The organism is Verrucomicrobiota bacterium (assembly GCA_027622555.1).
GTDB lineage: Bacteria > Verrucomicrobiota > Verrucomicrobiia > Opitutales > UBA2995 > UBA2995.
The window spans coordinates 36615-55220 of the sequence record JAQBYJ010000006.1 but is presented as its reverse complement, the minus strand read 5'-3'; the positions used below and the strand labels follow the sequence as shown (position 1 = coordinate 55220).

At 48.0% G+C, this 18606-nt stretch carries 17 protein-coding genes and 1 pseudogene; 14 read left to right on the top strand and 4 right to left on the bottom strand.

Annotated features, from left to right (window positions below; translation table 11 throughout):
• Positions 1-31: 31 nt before the first annotated feature.
• Positions 32-2338 carry a DEAD/DEAH box helicase family protein gene (locus O3C43_02925; GenBank protein MDA1065437.1) on the top strand — a complete coding sequence of 769 codons (2307 nt, stop codon included), beginning with the start codon at positions 32-34 and terminating at the stop codon, positions 2336-2338.
• 119 nt (positions 2339-2457) lie between these two features.
• Positions 2458-3192, top strand: a pseudogene (gene rhuM / locus O3C43_02920) (RhuM family protein).
• 43 nt (positions 3193-3235) lie between these two features.
• Here the strand turns inward: rhuM and O3C43_02915 are convergent.
• Positions 3236-3742: an azurin gene (locus O3C43_02915; protein MDA1065436.1), complete on the bottom strand. Its 507-nt coding sequence runs from the start codon at positions 3740-3742 to the stop codon at positions 3236-3238.
• 81 nt (positions 3743-3823) lie between these two features.
• Here O3C43_02915 and O3C43_02910 point away from each other — a divergent pair, with 81 nt between their 5' ends.
• The 3 genes from O3C43_02910 to O3C43_02900 all read left to right on the top strand — a co-directional run bounded on the left by O3C43_02910 (position 3824) and on the right by O3C43_02900 (position 6170).
• Positions 3824-4705 (top strand): SCO family protein, encoded by an 882-nt coding sequence (locus O3C43_02910; protein MDA1065435.1) that lies wholly within the window; start codon positions 3824-3826, stop codon positions 4703-4705.
• Between the two features lie 190 nt (positions 4706-4895).
• Positions 4896-5408 (top strand): RNA polymerase sigma factor, encoded by a 513-nt coding sequence (locus tag O3C43_02905; GenBank protein MDA1065434.1) that lies wholly within the window; start codon positions 4896-4898, stop codon positions 5406-5408.
• A gap of 12 nt (positions 5409-5420) precedes the next feature.
• The gene (locus tag O3C43_02900) at positions 5421-6170 is read left to right on the top strand and encodes a hypothetical protein (GenBank protein ID MDA1065433.1); all 750 of its coding nucleotides are present in this window, start codon (positions 5421-5423) and stop codon (positions 6168-6170) included.
• A 184-nt stretch (positions 6171-6354) separates the two neighbouring features.
• Here the strand turns inward: O3C43_02900 and O3C43_02895 are convergent, their stop codons facing one another.
• Positions 6355-6741: a type II toxin-antitoxin system VapC family toxin gene (locus O3C43_02895; protein ID MDA1065432.1), complete on the bottom strand. Its 387-nt coding sequence runs from the start codon at positions 6739-6741 to the stop codon at positions 6355-6357.
• A complete protein-coding gene (locus O3C43_02890; GenBank protein ID MDA1065431.1) occupies positions 6742-6978 on the bottom strand; it encodes a type II toxin-antitoxin system Phd/YefM family antitoxin in 237 nt (78 codons plus the stop codon).
• A gap of 363 nt (positions 6979-7341) precedes the next feature.
• On the opposite strand from O3C43_02890, the gene rpmI reads away from it, so the two are divergent.
• The 9 genes from rpmI (at position 7342) to O3C43_02845 (ending at position 18065) form a co-directional block, all read left to right on the top strand.
• The gene (gene rpmI / locus O3C43_02885) at positions 7342-7566 is read left to right on the top strand and encodes a 50S ribosomal protein L35 (protein ID MDA1065430.1); all 225 of its coding nucleotides are present in this window, start codon (positions 7342-7344) and stop codon (positions 7564-7566) included.
• Positions 7567-7647: 81 nt separating this feature from the next.
• Positions 7648-8007, top strand: a complete 360-nt coding sequence (gene rplT / locus O3C43_02880; GenBank protein MDA1065429.1) for a 50S ribosomal protein L20 — start codon at positions 7648-7650, stop codon at positions 8005-8007.
• Positions 8008-8051: 44 nt separating this feature from the next.
• Positions 8052-9092: a phenylalanine--tRNA ligase subunit alpha gene (gene pheS / locus O3C43_02875; GenBank protein ID MDA1065428.1), complete on the top strand. Its 1041-nt coding sequence runs from the start codon at positions 8052-8054 to the stop codon at positions 9090-9092.
• Between the two features lie 5 nt (positions 9093-9097).
• On the top strand, positions 9098-11542 hold the full coding sequence (pheT, locus tag O3C43_02870) for a phenylalanine--tRNA ligase subunit beta (GenBank protein MDA1065427.1): 2445 nt from the start codon (positions 9098-9100) through the stop codon (positions 11540-11542).
• 1 nt (position 11543) lies between these two features.
• Positions 11544-11837, top strand: a complete 294-nt coding sequence (gene gatC, locus O3C43_02865; protein MDA1065426.1) for an Asp-tRNA(Asn)/Glu-tRNA(Gln) amidotransferase subunit GatC — start codon at positions 11544-11546, stop codon at positions 11835-11837.
• A gap of 20 nt (positions 11838-11857) precedes the next feature.
• The gene (gatA, locus tag O3C43_02860) at positions 11858-13324 is read left to right on the top strand and encodes an Asp-tRNA(Asn)/Glu-tRNA(Gln) amidotransferase subunit GatA (protein MDA1065425.1); all 1467 of its coding nucleotides are present in this window, start codon (positions 11858-11860) and stop codon (positions 13322-13324) included.
• A 194-nt stretch (positions 13325-13518) separates the two neighbouring features.
• The gene (gatB, locus tag O3C43_02855) at positions 13519-14973 is read left to right on the top strand and encodes an Asp-tRNA(Asn)/Glu-tRNA(Gln) amidotransferase subunit GatB (protein ID MDA1065424.1); all 1455 of its coding nucleotides are present in this window, start codon (positions 13519-13521) and stop codon (positions 14971-14973) included.
• A 75-nt stretch (positions 14974-15048) separates the two neighbouring features.
• Positions 15049-15498 carry a hypothetical protein gene (locus O3C43_02850; GenBank protein ID MDA1065423.1) on the top strand — a complete coding sequence of 150 codons (450 nt, stop codon included), beginning with the start codon at positions 15049-15051 and terminating at the stop codon, positions 15496-15498.
• An 11-nt stretch (positions 15499-15509) separates the two neighbouring features.
• Positions 15510-18065, top strand: coding sequence for a pitrilysin family protein (locus tag O3C43_02845; protein ID MDA1065422.1), 2556 nt, complete (start codon positions 15510-15512; stop codon positions 18063-18065).
• Here O3C43_02845 and O3C43_02840 read toward each other — a convergent pair whose 3' ends face one another.
• Complete coding sequence (locus O3C43_02840; GenBank protein MDA1065421.1) at positions 18066-18596, bottom strand: DUF192 domain-containing protein; 531 nt, start codon at positions 18594-18596, stop codon at positions 18066-18068. It lies immediately after the preceding gene.
• Between the last annotated feature and the right edge of the window lie 10 nt (positions 18597-18606).

Below are 18606 nucleotides of genomic sequence, written 5' to 3'. Positions count from 1 at the left end.
CGCCGGGCGCTACTATCAGAAGCGAGCCATCATGAAGGTGTGTGAAGACTTTGAATCCAAGCACCGAAAGAACCTGCTGGTCATGGCTACTGGAACCGGGAAGACAAGAACGGCGATTGCGCTGGCTGACCTTTTGCAGCGCAACAACTGGGTGAAGCGCACGCTTTTCCTCGCTGACCGCATATCACTCGTCCGGCAGGCGGCGAACGCCTTCAAAACGCATTTACCTGAATGCAACACAGTGAATCTTGTAACCGAAAAGAATACAGAAGGACGCGTGTATGTGTGCACTTATCCTTCAATGATGGGTTTGATCAACGAAACGGACAATGGGATCGCCCGTTTTGGCAGCGGCTACTTCGACTTGATTATCATCGATGAGGCTCACTGCTCCGTGTATCAGAAATACAAGCACATCTTTGCCTACTTCGATTCACTCCTACTGGGACTGACGGCAACGCCGCGTGATCATATAGACCGAAACACCTACGGGCTTTTCGACCTGGAGAATGGAGTGCCGACCGATGCTTATGAGTTGGAGACAGCTGTGAACGACGGTTATCTCGTTCCGCCGAAGGCAAAGCTGATCGATTTAAGATATCCAAGCCAGAGTATCGTATACGACGACCTCAGCGACGAAGAAAAGGAAGAATGGGAAAGCAAGGAGTGGGGTGATCGTGGAGAAGAAGGTGGGGCTCCGAAAAAAGTAAACGCTGCCGCGATCAACCAATGGCTCTTTAATACCGGTACCGTGGATGCGGCGCTAAAGGAGCTGATGGAGCATGGCCATAAGGTGGAGGGCGGGGATCGTTTGGCCAAAACAATCATCTTTGCCCGAAACCATAAGCATGCCGTTTTTATCCAGAAGCGTTTCGATGAACATTACCCTCACTACGCGGGACACTTTGCTCGTATCATCGATAATCAGGTCAAATACGCGCAGTCGCTGATCGATGAGTTTTCAATCAAAGACAAGGAACCCCACATTGCCATCAGTGTAGATATGTTGGATACAGGTATCGATGTGCCCGAGGTGGCGAACCTGGCTTTTATCAAGCCGGTGTATTCGAGAATCAAATTCTGGCAGATGGTGGGCCGTGGCACGCGCCTCTGCCCTGATCTCTTTGACTGCGGGAAGGATAAAGAGGACTTCAGGGTCTTTGATTTCTGCGGTAACTTTAAATTTTTCAAAGAAAACCCGACCGGAATCGAAGGCGGAGGAGGAATGTCATTGGGGCAGTTACTGTTTACCGAGCGAGTTCGATTACTATCCTTGGTAGATTTACAGGTTCATGAAGATGCGGGGAATGCGGAAGTGAGGGCTGCCGTTGCCAAACATTTGCTCAATCAAGTCCAGGCGATGCCGAAGAAAAACTTTTTGGTTCGTATGCAGCTTGAAGCTGTGGAGCAATTTGAAAACGCCGCTGCCTGGGAGTCGATCAAGGAGGAAGACGTGGCTATCCTTAACCTAAAAGTCGCCGGACTTCCCGATTCCTTGCCCATAGAAAAACTGGAAGCCAAGCGGTTTGATTTAATTTGTTTAAAAATGCAGTTGGCAACACTTGAGAAGAATTTCGGGTTGTTTGAAAACCTTCGAAAGAAGGTCATCGGTATCGCTGAGGTATTGGAGGGAAAGCCGACTATACCAGCTATCAAGGCGCAACTGGCGTTTATCCAAATGATTCAGCAAGTGGAGTTCTGGGAAGGCATCACACTTGAACAGATAGAGGAGATAAGGCGGAAACTGCGGGACCTCGCTCAGTTTGTCGAAAAGACCTCATCTCATAGTGTGTATACCAATCTCGACGATGAGATCATGAGTGTTGAAGAAGTCTCGCCCATCAACGCTCCAACTATGACCTCTTCTCAATACGAAAAAAAGGTAAGGGAGTACCTGAAGAGTAATCAGGATCAATTGGCCATTCACAAATTGAGAATGAATGAGCCGTTGACTGGGCAGGATCTAGCGGCGTTGGAAGAAATACTCATCTCGCTGGGTGCAGATCATGGTCACGAGTTGCTTAACGGGATGTTGGAAAAGAACGATTTACCTTCCTTGCCTTACCTTGTTCGCAGGTTTGTTGGAATGGATCGTAAGGCCGCATTGGAATTATTCTCCAAATATTTGGAAGACCATTCGCTTTCCAGTACTCAGCAACGCTTTATTGAGCTCGTAGTCGAATTGTTAACCACTAGCGGAATCGTCGAAAAGAGTGCGCTTTATGAACCGCCGTTTGCAGATCTGCATGATGGAGGGCCCGAAGTGTTATTCGCTGGAAAAGAAAATGTAATAGAAGGAGTCTTTGAAGTCCTTGATAGGACAAAGGAAAATATCTGAAGATATGGAAACTCCTCGAATCAGCGAAAAATATTTAAAGGTATTTATGATTTATATCTTAATGGTATCTATTCTAGTTTGATTAGTATGCGCGAACATTCCGGAAGCCTACTCTAACCATGCCTAACGAAATCATATTTTATAGGACACCTAGCGGTGAGCAACGGATCGAAGTGGTTTACCGGGATGAGAATTTCTGGATGACGCAGAAGGCGTTGGCGGAGTTGTTCGGTGTGAAGGTTCCCGCCATTAACAAACACTTGAGTAATATCTACGAGTCTGGCGAACTCAACCAGCAGGCAACTGTTTCCAAAATGGAAATAGTTCGAATGGAAGGTTCACGGGAAGTGAGGCGCAAGGTGGATCATTACAATCTCGATGCCATCATCGCTGTGGGTTACCGGGTCAACAGCTATGAGGCGACGCAGTTCCGGATCTGGGCGACCAAGACGCTGAAGGAGTTCGTCATAAAAGGTTTTGTGCTGGACGACGAGCGACTCAAGCAGGGCAAAGATTTTGGCAAAGATTACTTTGATGAACTTCTCGAGCGCATTCGTGAAATCCGGGCTAGTGAGCGGCGGTTCTATCAGAAGATTACGGATATTTATGCGCTGTCGGTGGACTACGATTCTCAGGCGCCGATCACGAGGGATTTTTTGCTGCGGTTCCTGAACAGCTTTCTGGAATTATCAAGTTACCCCATTCTCGAAGATAAAGGAAAGGTGAGCGCACTGGAAGCGTAGCTCAAAGCCGAAGCAGAATTCTAAGTATTCCGTGAGCAGCAGGACCGGGAGTATGTATCAGACTTCGACCGAGAAGTGAAACGTCTTAAAGGTCAGAGCGACGAAAAATAATCTTCCGGTAACGCTGAGTGGCAAACGACGGAGGTAGTAATTTCTACTCCACTATTAACTTACCTTTCATAATGGCGAAGTGGCCCGGGAAGGTGCAGAGGTAGGGATATTCGCCGGCTTGTGCTGGTGCTGAAAATTCGATGGTGTCGGTTTCCCCAGGACCGAGCATTTTAGTGGAGGCGAGGATAGCTGATTTGTCGTCGGGCAAGTAGGTGGGTGCTTTGGTGGCTGCGGACATGGCCCAGGCGTTGAAGGCAGAAAGATCCATCGGTTTGAGCAAAACCCAATTGTGCGACATAGCCTGTTTCGGCATTTTGCCTATGTTGGTGAAGACGATCCGGATCTTCTCTCCCGTCTTGGCTCGAATCTCGGTAATATTGTACTGCATCGTGTCGTTGCCAGTTATTTGGATCGTTCGCATACCATCCGCAGGTGCTTGGGCAGGCGGTGGGGGCGCAGTTTGCTCCGGTTCTGATTTACCACAACCGGATAAAACTAGTCCGATCGAGGCTATAGTTAATAACAGAAAGAAATTGAGTGATTTGATCATAACCGAAACTAATCCAGAAAACGCTAATTCGCCTTGATGCAGATCAAGGTAATTTCTCTTTGTTTGAGGCATTTTGTAAGCATGTCTCTACGATTGAGTGGTTCTATCTTTGTAGCTTGTAGCTTATTTGCCCTGCAACTGCTTGGCGCTGAAAGGGTGTTTGAGGTGAATGGCGTCATTCGAGGCAAACTGCTCGACGGTCGTCCAGTAATCGAGCAGGAGGAAATTCCCGGTTACATGATGGCGATGACGATGGTCTTCAATGTTTCGGATCACTCTGAGATTGTGAATTTGGAAGCAGGCGATCGAGTGAGGTTCAAATTTCATGTGAGTGAGGATTCCTCTTTTGCTGATCAATTTATCGTTCTGGCTAGAGGAGCTGATTCGTCGGTCGTCGAAAGGGTCTCGAATGGTTTTCAGCAGTCGTTAGGCCCCGGAGATTTGTTTCCAGAATTCCAACTTAAGAATGAATCGGCTGCTGCAATTACCGAAGACATTCTCTCGGATAAATTCACGGTCGTAACATTTATGTTTACCCGTTGTCCGGTCCCGGAGTTTTGTCCACTCCTGGCTACCAGGTTTTCGGCCATTCAAAACCAGGCACAGAGTGATCCGCAGTTTGGGCTCAGGATTCGGTTGCTGAGTATCACTTTGGATCCAGACTTCGATACACCGGCTGTTCTTTCCTCCTATGCCAAACTGGTGGGGGCCGATCCGAATAGGTGGAGCTTTGCCACTGGAGAAATGGATCAAATTACGTCGTTAACCCGCGCTTTTCAGATGGGCGTCAAACGCGGAAACGCCTCCTTGGACCATACATTGATCACAGCTTTGGTTGGACCGGATGGACGATTAATCCATGTGTGGCCTGGTAATCGCTGGCAGCCGGAGCAGGTTTTGGAAGAGGTCAAAAACGCTGAGATAGCGGGATCGTGTTGTGTGGGAGCTGAGTGCGAGGAGTAGCCAGGAGATTTCGCAAGGAGTCATAGATTGACGGAGAAGTAAATCTGTCCGAAAGGTTACTTAACTAATTTTTTCCGTTATCAGGTGAATAAGTCATTCGATGTGTCGTCCTAGTATATGATGTTATCTCTGTTAATAAGCTTACGTTGCACGTCCGTTGCCTCAATCGTTGGAATGCACCCTTTGGTCTATGAAAAATTTTGAAGTGGTCGTAGATCTACATTACAAGAATCTCTACTATTTTGCTCTCAATCTGACCAGGAATGGGGCGGATGCCGAGGATCTGGTACAACAAGCCTTTTTGAAACTGGCAAAAAGCTATGCTTCGATTCGAGATATGACCAAGGTAAAAAGCTGGTTGTTTTCAACATTGTATCGACTGTTTATCGACCAAAAAAGGAAATTCAGCCGCCACCCAGAAATACAATACGAAGAAACGTCCTCGGATGCACTCATTGCAGAGCCTTCTCGTATAGGACAACATGTCGACTCCGCGACCGTTGTTACAGCTCTGAAGAGTCTCAAGGAATCTTTGCGTGTTCCCCTGACGCTTTATTACTTTGAGCAATACAGCTATCAGGAGATTGCTGATGTAATGGAATTGCCTGTGGGAACAGTCATGTCGCGCCTCTATCGAGGAAAAGCCGAATTATACAACCAACTTAAGGATCCGCAACCGCAAGCGAAGAACGGCAATATTTAATCGCTACACATCATGGATATTTTAGAAGCAAAACAAATTCTTAGCGCTTATCAAAGTGGCAAAGATCATTTTTCTGATCCGCACATGCTCGAAGCGCTAGGCCTGCTCGATAAAGAGCCCGAGCTCGCTGCTTGGTTTGAAAATCAATTGGCTTTCGATCGTCAAGTTCAAGAGGCACTGGCTGATGCCCCAGACATCGATGGATTAAAAGACGCGATTTTGGCGGACTATCGCAAGGCACGCCATAACAAGGTTGTCAGTTATATTCGCTGGGCTTCTGCCATTGCCGCAGTACTTCTTATAGGGGTTGGTGGATTCCTGGGCTACGCTGCCAATTACAACAGTAAGATGCACGACTATGCCACTCTTCGCGAGGGAATGTCTCATTTTATCGCAAAGTCATACTTCATGCTCGATTACATGGACAAGGATCTGGCGAATATTGAGGACTGGCTCCAGGATAAGGACGCACCCCTGTATGAGTCCGTTCCAGCTCTGTTAGCACAGAAGGAGCCCATTGGCTGTAAGAAGATGGAGTGGCAAGGACATGAAGTCTCCCTCGTGTGCTTTCACCGTGAAGACGGAAAAATTATTCACATGTTTGTTGCTGAACGCTCCGGATTCACCGAGGAAGCGATCGCCAACCTCGATAAGGTATTGCTGAGCCACGATCTTGAAACGGGCGGTTGGGTGACTGATACTCATGTTTATTTGCTTACCGGATCAGAGCCTGGGGTAACCGTGAGGGAATATCTTGGATAGGTCGAAATGTCTGAAGGGAAACGGAACTTCTTCGGAGAAGTTTGGGAAGGGCTTTTTGGCCATGACGGAATGCCTGGTTTGATTCAATCTTATCAACAAGGAGAATCGCGTAACCTCGCGAGGTGACTTTCAGGCAAAGAAACGCTCCGGTATGTGTACCTCGAGCTAATGGTCGCGTGGAAAGCTAAGAGGTGACTACGGGGTATTGTTTCAAAGTCTGATCCGCAGTTAAAAGAGTCCACCCATTGGCAATCGCATGGGCGACAAGCAAACGATCGAAAGGGTCACGATGTATCGCCGGCAGTTTGCCTAACATGAAAATACCAGCATCCGTAATAGTTCGATAGCCAAGCCCTGATTTTTCCAGGCAAATGCTTAAATATTCGTTTGGAGGGACAGGCAAGGGGAGTTTACCCAAGTCGTATTTGATTTGTATTTCCCATGTGGATGCCTGATGAAAAAGGTAACGTGCGTCCGGTTTCGACAAATGGGTTTTCAGGTCTTTTGTTATTTTGGGACTGTTCTGAAATAGCCACAGGGCCACTTGGGTGTCCAGGAGGTAGGTGGTCATTTACGCTCTGTAAAAATCACTTTCAAAGCTCTCTAACGGATCATCAAAATCATCAGGGATTGCAAATTCCCAGGGGCTGACCCCAAACCGCACAGGACCCGGTGCATCCGTTTCGAACGGACGGATCTCGCCAAACGGAATATTCCGGTCGCACAAGATCACCGTTTCGCCAGCTTTCACCTTTTGGGCGTATTTTGAAAGGTGCGTCTTGGCTTCATGGATGTTAATTCTGATCATTGAACCAAGCTTAACTTAGTCATTAACTGAGTCAAGTATTTAGTCCGAATTATCAGGTGGTTTGACGACAGGTACGCGTGTTTGTATTCTAACTGGCTCCGACCCGAGCGAGACGACGGACCTCGCTGCCAAATTGCCAGACCTCGTAAACAAGCTTGTAAAAGAATGGGAGACAAACGGGCATTATTCAAAGCGCCAATAGACCGAGTAATGGTCGATTGCCAATTGATTAACCAAGGCTGCTTTGGAGCCGCCTGCCGAAATGAGTCTGAATCTGGCTTGTTTACTGGACTGGATTAGGATTGGAACTTTCCCCGAAAAACGCAGATTTCACCCTTTACAACAAAGGGAGGGCCAGCTTTTATGGTCCGCTTTTCCGAATTTCTCATGCAAAAAACAAGAAAGTCTGTTGCTAAACGTTTCAAGATCACCGGAACGGGTAAGGTCATGCGCCGTAGCCCGAACCGTCGTCACTTGTTGTCCAGTAAATCAGTTAAACAGAAGCGCGCCAGTGGTCACGATAAAGAAGTCTCAAAAGGATTTTCTGCTATTATCCACAAAGCGCTTCCGCACAGCAAGCGCACTTAGAAACACTCTAATAACCGACCGTTCAGGCGACATTTTATGTAGGCGGCCTGCCGGTTCTAAACTTCAAGGAAACTTAAAAACATGCCTAGAGCAACCAACGCACCCGCATCACGTAAACGCCGTAAGCGCGTTATAAAACAGGCCAAAGGCTATTGGGGAAATCGTTCCCGCCTTTTCCGTTATGCTCACGAGGCCGTTAACCACGGCCAACAATACGCTTTCCGCGACCGGAAAAACAAGAAGCGCACCTGGCGTGCTCTTTGGATCGTCCGGATCAACGCAATGTGCCGTACCTACGAAACGACTTATAGCCGTTTTATGAATGGACTTAAGAAGGCCGGGATCGAACTCGATCGGAAACAGCTTTCGGAATTGGCCATTCACGACGAGACCGCGTTCATCGCACTCATCAATAAGGCTAAAGAAGCTCAGGGAGCTTAGTCCGAGGCATACGACTTAAGGACACATTAGACCCGCATAGCTCCATGGAGGATACACTCAAGGCCTTAGTATCCGAGGCTGAGGAAGGAATCCCATCGGTTCATACCCGCCCGGAATTTGAAGCATTCAAAGCTCGCTTTGTCGGCCCCAACGGTTCGCTGAAGGATGCCATGCGTGGCATGGCTCAGGTTCCCAAGGAAGACAAACCGAGGATAGGACAGCTACTCAATAAAACCAAGCAGGAGTTGGAGGCGATCTTCCAGGCTGCCCTGGACAAGATTGAAACGACCGAGCTAGCAGCAAAGCTGGGGGATCCGATTGATCCGTCATTGCCCAGTCCAGATCCTGTTCCCGGCAACTTGCATCCGCTGACACAGGTGCGAAATGAGATCGTGCGTGTTTTGAAATCGGTTGGATTTATTGTGGCCGAAGGACCTGAAGTCGAAACCGAGCACTTTTGTTTCGATGCATTAAACACGCCGAAGGATCACCCTGCACGAGACCTGCAAGACACTTTCTACCTTCCAACTGATGCGACAGTGGGGAATGTATCGAAGCATGCGGACGAGCGTTACTTGTTACGCACGCACACTTCGACCGTGCAAATCCGTACCATGTTGGAGCAGGAACCACCGGTCAGGATTATTTCTCCCGGACGTTGTTTTCGCAGAGACACGACGGATGCGACTCACAGTGCCAGTTTCACCCAGGTTGAAGGACTCTATGTCGATAAAGGTGTTACGGTTCGTGACCTGAAGGCCATCTTGGATTTTCTATTGAAATCATTGCTCGGATCGGATGCCAAGACACGATTCCGCCCGCACTTTTTCCCCTACACTGAACCCAGTTTCGAGATGGACGCACAGTCCTCGCATCTGGCCAAGGTAGGTAAGGATTGGGTTGAGCTTGGTGGGTGCGGTATGGTCGACCCCAATGTTTTCACTGCCGTCGGTTATGATCCTGACGTTTATTCCGGTTATGCCTTCGGGTTTGGGATCGAGCGGATCGCCATGATTCTCTACGGCATCGACGACATCCGTTATTTCTATCAAAACGACTTCAGGTTTCTGAAGCAATTTTCCTAAACGTCATGTTAATTTCTCTTAGCTGGTTATCCGACTATGTGGACCTCTCGGACAAAACGACCGAGGAGATTGAGTATGCCATGACAATGATCGGGTTCGAGGTGGAAGGTATTAAAAATACCGGATTGCCTGATCTACCCAATGTGGTGGTAGGAGAAGTTCTTGCACGTGAGCAGCATCCTGATGCGGATCGGCTTGGCGTCTGCGAGGTCAATGTGGGTGAAGCAGAGACTCTGCAAATCGTTTGTGGAGCGTCTAACTATAAAGTCGGTGACCGCGTGCCGGTAGCCAAAGTAGGCGCACGCCTTCCAGGGAATTTTAAAATCAAAGCCTCCAAGCTCCGTGGCGTTGAATCGTTTGGAATGATGTGCAGTCCTCGTGAGCTTGGCCTTGGAGCGGATCACGAGGGGTTGATGATACTTGAGAACCATCCTGAGATCGGCACTCCCATCAACGATGTGTTTCCCGATTCCGATATCGTCTTGGATATCGAAGTGACCCCAAATCGTCCCGATTGCCTCAGTCATGTAGGTATTGCCCGGGAGATGGCGGCTTACTATGGCAAGGCACTTACTTACCCCATACTGGAAACCGACTTTGATGGCGTTCGGAAAACAGGAGAACATGGTTTGATTACCGGGGTTGATGTGCAGTCTCCGGAAGATTGTCCGAATTATTACGCCCATAGCATCAAAGGCGTTAAGATGGGTTCGAGCCCGGATTGGTTGAAGCGTTATCTTGAAGCCGTTGATCAAAGGCCGATTAACAACGTGGTGGATATCACCAACTTCGTCCTGCACGAGTTCGGTCAACCTCTTCATGCGTTTGATGCCAGCAAGATTAAAGGAAACAAGATTGTTGTTCGTAAAGCATCGGAAGGTGAAAAGATCGTCACTCTCGATGACAAGGAACGGACTTTAAAATCCAATATGCTGGTAATCGCCGATGCGGAAAAGCCATTAGTGATTGCAGGTGTAATGGGATCGGTCGATGCTGGGGTGGATGACAACACGGTTGATATCGTTTTGGAATCCGCTTATTTCGATCCGTCCGGAATTCGGAAAACGAGCCGAACCCTTGGGTTGTCTTCAGACAGTTCCTACCGCTTCGAACGTGGCGTAGATCCCAAGGGTGCAAACTTCGCTGCCCTGCGCGCCATTGACTTGATTTTGGAAATTGCCGGTGGGGAGCTGGTTGGGCCTTACATTCAAGCAGGCTCGGAACCCAGCACCGAACAAGAGATCAATTTAAACCCTCAATTTATTCGCGATGTGGCTGGTTTTGATATTCCAGACCAAAAAATTCGTGAGATTTTCGAAGCACTTGAATGTAGAGTCACCGGTAACGAGAACGAGTGGGTGGTTCATGTGCCTAGTTGGCGTGGTGATCTTTATCGTCCTGCTGATCTTGCCGAGGAAGCGATCAGAATGTTTGGCACGGACCAGATTCCTGACGCTCCTGTGACGGTGGCCGGGCTCATTCAAGACGATGCGAATACAGCGACTTTGAACGAGCGGTTTTCGACCTATCTCGCTGGGCAACATTTTCAGGAGTGCGTGCACTACAGTCTTCGCTCAGGCGAGGAAGCCAAGCAATGGTTCAGTCGATTCAGCATGGATGCCCTTAAGTTGGCGAATCCGTTTACCTCCGATCAAACTCACCTGCGCGTATCCTTGATTCCCGGATTGCTCGACACCTTGAAGTTAAACTTCGCCCGCAAAACGGGAATGGAGCGTGTTTTCGAAGTAGGAAAAGTATTCCATGAACACAACGGTCAGATTTTCGAGATGGTGTCTGTGGCTTTTGCCATATTTCAGCCCGATAAAAGTTCCTCCTGGAAAAGCCGTGAGCCGGCAGATTTTTATACCTCGAAGAATATACTCAACGCTCTTGGCCAATTGGCGAATCTCAAGCTTGATGAAGTGGGTTACAAGAATCTGGCCTGGGGTACCACGATTTGGCAGGAAGGTCATTCCGCCCATGTCGGCAGTTTTGCCGACAACGGTTTTGAAGCCATCCTTGGGATGCTCAACGTAAACCTGGTAAAGGATTGGGATCTGGATGGTACCGTGCTTGCTGGTAGCATCGAGATCCTGCCGGAGAAAGTGACTCTTGGTCACGATATTGTTAAGTTTAAACCGTTCAGTCAGTTTCCTCCCGCTGAAAAGGACCTGGCACTTGTGGTGGATGAGTTTTTGCACGCCGAAACAGTGCGTCGCGAGCTCGCCAAGATTACCAAGCGGGCGGTGAACAATCGCTACGAGCTGGAATCGGTTACCGTCTTCGATGTTTATTCAGGAGGAGGCCTTCCGGCTGGTAAAAAGAGTTTGGCTTTCAATATGAAATTTCGCTCGAACGATCGCACGCTTACGGACAAGGAAGTCGGTGAGGTTTTCAGCGCAGTTCAAAAAGAAATCGAATCATCAACGCCTTACCTGGTGCGGTCCTAAGATGAGTGAAAAGGGATCCATTGATATCGACTACGTCGCGAACTTGGCACGCATCGAATTGTCTGATAAAGAACGCCAACGCTTCTCTGCTCAACTCGGAAGTATCTTGGATTATTTCGAGCAGTTGAATGCCGTGGACGTCAGTGATGTGGAACCGATGGCCCACGCATTTCAAGTGGAGAACGTTTTGCGGGAAGACATATCAGTCGAAGGTTTCGATCCTGAAACCGCGGTTCAGCATGCCGCTGCCAAACGCAATAACATGGTTCAAGTACCAAAGGTTATCGACGGCTGAATCCAGACTACGGGTACAAGATGGCAGACGATCTTCATTTTAAAACTCTTTCCGGCCTGCAGGACTTATTATCTGCTGGCGATATTTCTTCTGTGGAATTAACCAATGCGTTGGTAGATCGGAAAGAAGCGGTGGATCCGCAGGTTCAGGCGTTTAACTCGCTCGATAAGGATTACGCGCTTTCTCAAGCGGAAGCTTCCGATAAACGTCGTGCTGCCGATGAATTGTTGGGAGCCCTCGATGGAATTCCCATTGGTCTCAAGGATGTGATCGCGGTAAAAGACCTGCCTTTGACCTGCTCGAGCAAGATGCTTGAGCACTTTGTATCTCCCTACGATGCCACTGTATCAACCCGACTGAAGGATGCTGGTGCGGTGTTGTTTGGGCGACTGAACATGGATGAGTTTGCCATGGGTTCTTCAACCGAGAACTCGGCTTTCAAAACTACGTTTAATCCCTGGAATCTGGAGCGAGTAGCTGGTGGATCCAGTGGTGGTAGCGCCGCGGCTGTATCAGCTGGTTCGGTACCTGTTTCCCTTGGAAGTGATACCGGTGGTTCGATCCGCCAGCCCGCTTCGTTTTGCGGAGTGGTTGGATTTAAACCAACCTACGGTCGCGTTTCCCGTTTTGGATTGGTGGCCTATGCCTCCTCTCTGGACCAAATCGGCCCGTTTGGCCGTTCGGTAAAAGATGTGGCGACGGTGCTTCAGACGATTGCCGGACACGATCCCAAAGACTCCACTTCCATATACCAGGAGGTACCTGACTTTAGTGAAGCTTTGGGGACAAAGAAAGGCCCCTGGAAACTTGGAGTTCCCAAAGAATACTTTGGAGATGGCCTGGATCCTGAAGTGAAAAGTACTGTTCAAAAAGCGATCGATTGGTACGCCGATCAGGGGTGCGAGATCCAGGAAGCGAGCATGCCAAACATGAATTTGGCTATTGCGACCTACTACATAATCGCGACGGCAGAGGCTTCCTCAAACCTGGCACGATTTGATGGCGTTCGCTATACGCATCGAAGCAAGGACGTTGAAAACGCCATCGACCTGTATTTTAAAAGCCGGGCGGAAGGTTTTGGTGAAGAAGTGAAGCTTCGGATTATCCTCGGTACTTATGTGCTTAGTTCTGGTTACTACGATGCCTATTATTTGAAGGCTCAGAAGGTACGCTCGTTGATTCGCCAGGATTTCATGAGGGCCTATGAATCGGTCGACGCATTGCTCACCCCTACATCCCCATTCGTATCGTTTAAAGCGGGCGAGAAAACGGACGACCCACTCCAGATGTATTTGGCCGATATCTATACCATTTCGGCTAACCTCGCCGGTATTCCTGGAATATCTCTGCCCTGTGGTAAAAACTCGGAAGGATTGCCCATTGGACTACAGATCCTGGGTAAACCGTTTGGCGAAGCCGATCTTCTGGCGATTGCGAATGCCTATGAAGAGGCCCACGATCACTCGAACCAGCACCCGAAGATTTAAGGAATTAACCACGAATGGACACGAATGAACACGAACCTAATGTGGATGCATTGTCTGTAAACAATGTAGGAGCTGCTTTAGCTGCGATCCGTATGCAAAGGTTGCCAATCTGGGGAGTGGCGTTCCCAGGAAAATCGCGGTTAAAACCGCTCCTACAATTTCTTCCATATTTAGTTGATTAACTTTTAAGCTCCATGGAATACGAAGTCGTCATAGGTTTAGAGGTGCACGTTCAGGTTCGAACGAAGTCCAAGATTTTTACATCGGTGGGGGTTGGGTTTGGACAAGAACCGAATACGTTGACGGACCCTGTGGTTCTTGGTTTTCCGGGGGCGCTTCCTGTGATTAATAAGGAAGCGGTCGAGAAGTCGGTTAAGGTGGGCATGCTTTTGGAAAGTACGATTCCCGAAGTAACCAAGTGGGACCGCAAAAACTATTTTTATCCTGACAGCCCCAAGAATTATCAGATCTCCCAGTTCGATCAGCCCATTTGTGAAGGAGGTAAGGTTGAGATCGAGCTGCCTGGTCCGTCGAGGAACATCATGGGTGAGCATAAATGGATTGAGCTCACGCGTGCGCATCTCGAAGAGGATGTGGGAAAACTCAATCACTTCGATGGCGACAGTCTGGTGGACTACAATCGTGCGGGGACTCCGTTGCTTGAGATCGTTACCGAGCCGGTTCTCCATACTCCGGATGAAGCATTTGCTTATTTAAATGCCCTGAGAAATCTCATGATTTACGGAGACATTTCCGACTGCGATATGGAGAAGGGGCAGATGCGTTGTGATGCAAATATCAGCATACGTCCGGTGGGTCAGCTAGAGCTTGGCGTAAAGGTTGAGATCAAGAACATGAACAGTAGCTCCGGTGTTAAGAATGGATTGGCCTATGAAATTCAGCGGCAGATTCAGGCCGTGAAAGCTGGTGGCACTATTCATCAGGAAACACGTGGTTGGGATGCTACTAAAAATGTGACCTACCATATGCGTTTCAAAGAGGAGTCCCATGATTACCGGTATTTCCCGGACCCTGATTTGATGCCGATCCGAATCGATGAAGCCTGGCGTGCACGCGTGAAAGCGACCATCCCGGAACGACCCTTTGATCGGCAACGTCGTTATTACGAAGCATTCGATTTACCATTCACAATAACTTCCGTCCTGATTCCTGATCCCGAATTGTGCGCGTTTTTTGAAGAAGCAGCCAAGGGTTGCAGTAAACCCCAACAGGCGGCCAATTGGTTGGTGAATAACCTTCTTGGTGAATTGGGGAATGCCGGGCTTTCTTTATCCGAAAGCAAAATAAAACCTGCTCATATCGCGGAGCTTGTAGGGCTGATCGATGAAGGTGCTATCTCCAACAATATCGCCAAGGAACAGGTATTTGGAACGATGTTTGAAACAGGCGAAATGCCTGCTGCTATCGTAGAAGCCAAGGGACTTAAACAGAGTAATGACACTGGAGAACTTGAAGGGTTTTGTCAGGAAGTGATCGATGCAAATCCAGGCCCCGTGGCGGAAATTCAAGCCGGTAATGAAAAAGCTATCAACTTTTTGAAAGGCCAGGTTATGAAGGCAAGCCGTGGCAAAGCCAACCCCGCTCTTGTGGATAAAGTGCTCAAGGAGCTAATTGATAAAAAAGGCTGAATTTGAAATTGAAGCTTTTCTAAGTAGGGTTGCGTCCTTTGTCTCAATCAAGTTATCAGAACTGAATTTTAATTTATGAGTGGAAAAGATTTTTCGGAAGTCGTCGACCTGGTCATCAAGGACGATTCTCGATTTGGCAAAGGCGCTTACTACTTCGTTCGTAAAGCTTTGGATTTCACCGTTAAGGAAATTAGCGAATCCAAAGAGGTCAGGACGAGTCATCATGTTTCTGGCCAAGAGCTTTTGGAAGGTATCCGCAAATATGCTCTCGATCAATTTGGTCCTCTAACCATGACTGTTTTTAATGAGTGGAATGTCACCCGTTGTTCTGATTTTGGTGATATTGTGTTCAACTTGGTTGAATACGGTGTGCTAGGAAAAACGGATACCGATCGGCGTGAAGATTTTAGTGACGGATACGATTTTAAATCAGCATTTCTGAAACCGTTTGCTCCTAATAATCGTCGAATTCCTTCGTTTGGAGAAAGAAAAGGTAAAGACCAATTAAACGGCGGGTTACCCTGAATATCATTTTAATGGATCCACTTAATTCTGTTTTGCAGTCTTTGTTCGCTGAACCCGTTCACAGAAAAACCTTAGATAATGGTCTGACTATACTTGTCCGCGAGGATACGAGTAGTCAGGTAAGCTCTGTCCAGTTGTGGGTAAAAACGGGGAGCATACATGAAGGATCACTTCTTGGTGCCGGTTTATCCCATTACTTGGAGCACATGTTGTTCAAGGGTACCGAAAAGAGAAATGGGAAACAAATCTCCCGTGAGGTTCAAAGCCTGGGGGGACATATCAACGCCTATACTTCTTTTGATCGTACGGTTTATTACATTGATCTACCTAGCGAGCATACAAGTGGCGCTATCGAAATTCTTGCGGATGCCTGTTTCAACTCCACTTTGCCGGCTGAGGAAGTGGATAAAGAGCGTGAGGTCATTTTGCGCGAAATCGACATGGGGCTCGACGATCCAGACCAGCAGTTGAGTAGGGCACTGTTTGAGACAGCCTACCGGACTCATCCCTACAAGTACCCGATTATCGGCTACAAGGATATTTTTAAGACAGTAACGCGTGACGAATTAGTTGACTATTACCATAAGCGGTATGTGCCAAATAACGCAGTGCTTGTTGTAACAGGAGACGTTAAAGCAGAAGACGTTTTTCAGGCAGCTTTAGAAATAGTTGGTGGACTTCCTCGTGCCCGCTTGGAGTCTGTCTACATTCCAGCTGAGCCCGTTGGACTGGCAAAACGAGAACAAAGTCTCATGGGTGACGTGAATATCAGTCGTATTGGCTTAGGGTTTTCTATTCCAGGATTGCATCATGAAGACGCCGCCGGGGTGAGCTTGTTAGCAGCAATCCTTGGGAGTGGAGATAGCTCAATCCTCTGGAAGCGGTTGAGACAGGAAACTGGGATTGTTCATCATGTGGATGTTTCTGCCTGGAATCCTGGGAGCTCTGGGCTGATGTGGGTTTCAATGATGGTGGACCCAGAAAATCGAGAGGCCGCACTGGAAGCGTTTTGGAAGGAGATCGAGAGCTTAAAGCAGACCTTAATTGACGAAACTTTGATCTTGAAAGCTCAGCGCCAGGCCATGGTGAGTGAGATCAACAATCGAAAGACCATGAGTGGACAGGCAGCGCGCATAGGGGCTGCTGAAGTCGTGGTTGGTGACATAGACTACTCCAGGATTTTTCTGAAAAGAATTCAAAAGGTCTCGGCTGAAGATTTACAACGATTGCTGCAGTCCTATCTGGTTGAAGAACGGTTGACGCAAGTCACTTTCGATCCAGCGAATGAGCAGGTTGAGGAATCTGGAGCCAACGTTTCTGACGCACAAAACCACCTATTTGATGAGCGGACGCTTGAAGGTGGTTCGAGGCTCTTGTTTCAGCAAAGTGAAAACTTCCCTAAAGTGCATATCCGGGTCGTTTTCAAGGGAGGGGCATTATGGGAAAATCCCGATCAGCGGGGAATCACCTCTTTGGCAGCGATCATTTTAACAAAGGATACTGAGACTAACTCCGCCCTCGAGGTCGCCACGAAGATCGAATCGGTGGGTGGTTCTTTCTCCGAGTTTTCAGGGAATAATACTTTTGGTCTTAGTTTGGAAGTACTGCCTCAAGATACCGATCTTGCGTTGGAATTATTAGAGCAGAGTTTACTGCACTTGAAATTGGATGTATCCACTTTCGAGGTAGAGCGGGATGGTCAAGTGGCCCACGTCAAGGAAAGCCTGGATGACATCGTCGAATTTGGGATTCGAGAATTGCGAGAAAAGTTTTTTGGCGAAGTCGCCTATTCAGTAAGTTCTGACGGTCGAATAGAAGATCTTGAGAAACTGTCATTGGAAGAGGTGCAGTCTTATTTGAAGACACTTGTTACGGCAGGAAATTGTGTGGTCGCTGTAAGTGGCCAGTTCGATCGAGCAGAGATTGAGCCCAAATTGGAAACGTTGTTGAACCGGTTACCAAGACGGATTCTTCCTGACCGTACCGTTACTCTCGATACTCCTGCCCAGGTTGGTAGAGAAGAGGTTTTTATGGACCGTCAGCAGGCAGTGGTATTCCAGGCGTTTCCCTGTGTCGGCGTATGCCAGGATGACCTCATGCTGTTAGCATCAGTGTTAGACGAGCTCTTCAGCGGAATGAGTAGTCAACTCTTTGAACGGGTTAGGGATGATCTTGGACTTGCTTATTATGTAGGGAGTAGTCGCGTTATAGGAATGGATACGGGGATGCTTTTTCTTTATGGCGGAACCCAACCTTCAACTGCCCAGGCGGTGCTCGATGAAATGACTGCTGAGGTCGAACGAATTCAGTCGGGAAAAGTGGAGTCAGATGAATTTGCGCGGGTTAAAACCCGGTTAAAAGCTCAGCGGCGAATGAGTATGCAAACTATTGGTTCTCGCGCTATGCAAGCGGCACTTAATGTGACCTACGGCTTGCCTGTGAATGATTGGATGAACTTCGACGATAAGCTGGATCAAGTCACCGTTGAAGACCTGGCCGACTTCGCTGCCAAATTCTTTTCTGCTGACAAACGACTTGAGCTGATTGTTCGTCCCGAGAAGAGATAATCAAAAAGTTATCTTACTTTTTTGGATACCTCGTTTGAGGAGTGCATTCTTGAGTTTCTCTGAATTAAAGGAATCTCCTGGTTTAATCCCATTTTTTGCAAACCATCCTTGGTTCATTTCAAGGGCAATGAGTAGATCGTCCCTGCGGGACTTCACGCTGGTTTCATCCATGGGATACATAGGATACACTTCTCTTAAAACTCCATCGGAGGTGAAGAAAGCTATATCGAGGGCTATCTTCGTATTCCGCATCCAGAAACTCATCTGTTTGGGCGGATCGTAGAAGAAAATCATACCCCGATTTTCGCCCATAGAAGTTCGGTTCATGAGGCCCTTCGCCATTTCGGCCTGTTTGTAAACAATTTGAACTTCTATCGTTTTGTCTCCCAGTTGTATTTCAAACCATTGGTTGACTGGGGCGGGCTCTGCTTTTGCTTCGTCACTACATCCGCTCAGAAGAAAGGTGAAGACTGAAAGGACAAGGAAACTTAGACCTGAATGAGTCCTGATGAATTCTAAATATCTAGACATTATTCCAAAG

What these genes read in the sequence shown, in the direction of transcription:
- O3C43_02925 (MDA1065437.1), top strand. Translation starts at nt 32, where the DNA reads ATGAAGGTGTGTGAAGACTTTGAATCCAAGCACCGAAAGAACCTGCTG.
- O3C43_02915 (MDA1065436.1), bottom strand. Translation starts at nt 3,742, where the DNA reads ATGATCAAATCACTCAATTTCTTTCTGTTATTAACTATAGCCTCGATC.
- O3C43_02910 (MDA1065435.1), top strand. Translation starts at nt 3,824, where the DNA reads ATGTCTCTACGATTGAGTGGTTCTATCTTTGTAGCTTGTAGCTTATTT.
- O3C43_02905 (MDA1065434.1), top strand. Translation starts at nt 4,896, where the DNA reads ATGAAAAATTTTGAAGTGGTCGTAGATCTACATTACAAGAATCTCTAC.
- O3C43_02900 (MDA1065433.1), top strand. Translation starts at nt 5,421, where the DNA reads ATGGATATTTTAGAAGCAAAACAAATTCTTAGCGCTTATCAAAGTGGC.
- O3C43_02895 (MDA1065432.1), bottom strand. Translation starts at nt 6,741, where the DNA reads ATGACCACCTACCTCCTGGACACCCAAGTGGCCCTGTGGCTATTTCAG.
- O3C43_02890 (MDA1065431.1), bottom strand. Translation starts at nt 6,978, where the DNA reads ATGATCAGAATTAACATCCATGAAGCCAAGACGCACCTTTCAAAATAC.
- rpmI (MDA1065430.1), top strand. Translation starts at nt 7,342, where the DNA reads ATGGTCCGCTTTTCCGAATTTCTCATGCAAAAAACAAGAAAGTCTGTT.
- rplT (MDA1065429.1), top strand. Translation starts at nt 7,648, where the DNA reads ATGCCTAGAGCAACCAACGCACCCGCATCACGTAAACGCCGTAAGCGC.
- pheS (MDA1065428.1), top strand. Translation starts at nt 8,052, where the DNA reads ATGGAGGATACACTCAAGGCCTTAGTATCCGAGGCTGAGGAAGGAATC.
- pheT (MDA1065427.1), top strand. Translation starts at nt 9,098, where the DNA reads ATGTTAATTTCTCTTAGCTGGTTATCCGACTATGTGGACCTCTCGGAC.
- gatC (MDA1065426.1), top strand. Translation starts at nt 11,544, where the DNA reads ATGAGTGAAAAGGGATCCATTGATATCGACTACGTCGCGAACTTGGCA.
- gatA (MDA1065425.1), top strand. Translation starts at nt 11,858, where the DNA reads ATGGCAGACGATCTTCATTTTAAAACTCTTTCCGGCCTGCAGGACTTA.
- gatB (MDA1065424.1), top strand. Translation starts at nt 13,519, where the DNA reads ATGGAATACGAAGTCGTCATAGGTTTAGAGGTGCACGTTCAGGTTCGA.
- O3C43_02850 (MDA1065423.1), top strand. Translation starts at nt 15,049, where the DNA reads ATGAGTGGAAAAGATTTTTCGGAAGTCGTCGACCTGGTCATCAAGGAC.
- O3C43_02845 (MDA1065422.1), top strand. Translation starts at nt 15,510, where the DNA reads ATGGATCCACTTAATTCTGTTTTGCAGTCTTTGTTCGCTGAACCCGTT.
- O3C43_02840 (MDA1065421.1), bottom strand. Translation starts at nt 18,596, where the DNA reads ATGTCTAGATATTTAGAATTCATCAGGACTCATTCAGGTCTAAGTTTC.